At 67.8% G+C, this 2,450-nt stretch carries 2 protein-coding genes; both read right to left on the minus strand.

Features of this window, described 5'->3' with window-relative positions:
• A partial coding sequence (locus tag AC1DU6_RS27355) for an ABC transporter ATP-binding protein (RefSeq protein WP_477860969.1) occupies positions 1 to 355 on the minus strand: 355 nt, incomplete at its 3' end.
• A 639-nt stretch (positions 356 to 994) separates the two neighbouring features.
• Entirely contained in the window at positions 995 to 2,146 is a 1,152-nt protein-coding gene (locus AC1DU6_RS27360; RefSeq protein WP_477860971.1) for an efflux RND transporter periplasmic adaptor subunit, read from the minus strand.
• Positions 2,147 to 2,450 lie beyond the last annotated feature (304 nt).

Genomic DNA, 2,450 nt, shown 5'->3' on the forward strand with positions numbered 1-2,450 from the left:
CGCCGGTGCCGACGCCCGCATAGACGGCGGGCAGGGCGGCGTTGGCGCGCGCGTCCAGGTGGGGCAGCAGGTGGTAGCGCTGGAAAATGAACCCGAAGCGTTCGCGGCGCAGGGCGGCGAGCTCGTCAGGGCCGAGGGTGCTGGCGTCCTTGCCGTCGATGACGAAGCTGCCGCTGGTGGGGTTGTCCAGGCAACCGAGCACGTTCATCAGCGTGCTCTTGCCGGAGCCGGACTGACCCATGATGGCAACGAATTCGCCGGCCTCGATGTTGAGGCTGACGCCGTCCAGCGCGGGGACGTCGATCTCGCCGAGTTGGTAGTGGCGGGCGACGTTGTTGAGTTCGATCAGAGGCATTTGGAGGCCTCCGGCTGCGGTGTGTTCTTGGCTAGGCCCATGCCGGGACGTCGCCCCGGCGGGCGACCTTCTTTTTGAGCGACCAAAAAGAAGGCAAAAAGTCGCCCCTGACCGCGCCGCCCCTTCGCTGCGCTGCGGGGTTCCCTGCGGTGCTCAGACCTTGAGGCCCCGTGCGGAACTCCCTCCGCTACGCTCCGGTCAGACAGCCGCACGGAGTCAGTTGACGAAGTGCGCTTCGCGCACGGCCTCAAGGCCCTGTGCTCCTCGGCGGCGCTAAAAGGGGGGTGATTGAGCAGCCGGGGCCAGCCGGCTTTCGRGYTTGGCTGTTGGCTGTTCGGCTGTTCCGGGGCTCCCCTTTGGAGGAGCCGAGAAGCGCAGAACTCCGAGGCGCGTGCGAAGCACGCTTCGTCAACTGACTCCGCGCAGCTGTTTGACCGCAGCGTAGCGAAGGGAGTTCTGCGCGGGCCTCGGAGTTCGAGCATCGCAGGGGACCCCGCAGCGAAGCGAAGGGGCGACGGAACAGGGGCGATTTCTTTGCTTACTTTCTTGTTCGCACAAGAAAGTGAGTCGGCCGCCGGGACGAACTCCCGGCTGGGCGTAGGCGTCAACCAGCCCGCGTCGAAAGCTACCAAGCCCATGTCAGCTGCTTGCCGCGCTGGCACCCGACGCCGCCGCATCCGCCGCACTCGGCGGCGCCAGCAGCACCTTCTCGCCGGCCTTCAGGCCATCCAGCACCTGCACCTTGGCGCCGTCCTGCAAGCCCACCTTGACCTGCCGCGGCGTCTGCTTGTTGGCCGCGTCCAGCACCTGCACCGTGAAGCGCCCGTCCTTGCCGCGTTCACCCAGCGCGACGATGGGCATGGCCAGCACCTGCCTGGCCGAGCCCGTCTCGATGTCGACCTGCACCGTCATGTCGCTGAACAGCGCCCGCTCGCGGTTGTCCACCTCGAACAGCACGTTGTAGAACACCGCATTGCCCGCGCGCTCCGGCACGGGCTGGATGACGCGCACCTTGCCCTCGTAGCGCTTGCCTTCGCCCGACAGCGTGGTGAAGCGCGCCGTCTGGCCGACCTTGATGGCCTGGATGTCGGYCTCGGGCACCTTGGTGCGCACGGTGATGGTGTCCAGATCGGCCAGCGTCAGGATGACGGGCGTGATCTGCACCGAGATCAGCGTCTGGCCCACCTGCACGGGCAGGTTGACGACGGTGCCATTCATGGGCGCGGTGATGCGCGTGTAGGAGAGGCTGACCTTCTTCTTGTCCAGCTCGGCCTGCAGGCGCGTGAGGTTGGCGGCCTGGCCACGCAGATCGGCTTCGATCTTGGCGATGTCGATCTCGGCCTTCTCGGCTTCGTTGCCCGAGGTGGCCTGGCCAGCCAGCAGGCGCTGCTGGCGCTTGAGTTCGCGGCGGGCGGCTTCGGCGTCGACGCGGCGGCTGTCGATAGACGCGCTGGCCTGGGCCACGGCGGCTTCGGCTTGCGCCACGTCGCTGCGCGCCAGCTCGGGGTCGAGGCTGACGAGCAGGTCGCCCTTCTTGACTTGCTGGCCCAGCTCGATGTGGATGGTCTGGACCTGGCCRCTGACCTGGGCGCCGACGTCGACGCGGGTCTTGGCCTGAAGCACGCCGGCGGCCTGCACGGTCTGGGTCACGTCAGCCAGGGCGACGACGCCGCTGGGCGGAGGGGGAGGCGGGGGCGGTGTGCGAGTGAACCACCAGGCGGCGCCAGCGGCAGCGAGCACGGCGATGACGATCAGGCGCACGCGCCAGCGTTTCAGAAAAGAAGCTTTCATGTCCCTCCCAGGACGATGGGGTCTTATTCGCCCCTTCCGGCCGGCATTGGCGTGATGGGTCGGCTAGCGTAGCAGTTGAACGGAGCCTGGCGGCCCCACTYCACACATCGTCGTGAGTGAAGCGCCGCTTGGCAAAAGTCATGTGGGGTCAGGGCTTGAGTACTTCAAGCCGTGCACTCAGCGGCTGTGCGAGGTCAGCCGGGCCAGCGGCGAGGCCATGCTCACTCCGGGGGCCGCCGTGCTGGCGCCGCGTGCAGTCTTGCCGTCGTCGTCCTCGCCGCCGACGGTCAGCGCGGCGATGCTG

It is taken from the genome of Roseateles sp. P5_B10, from assembly GCF_056400485.1.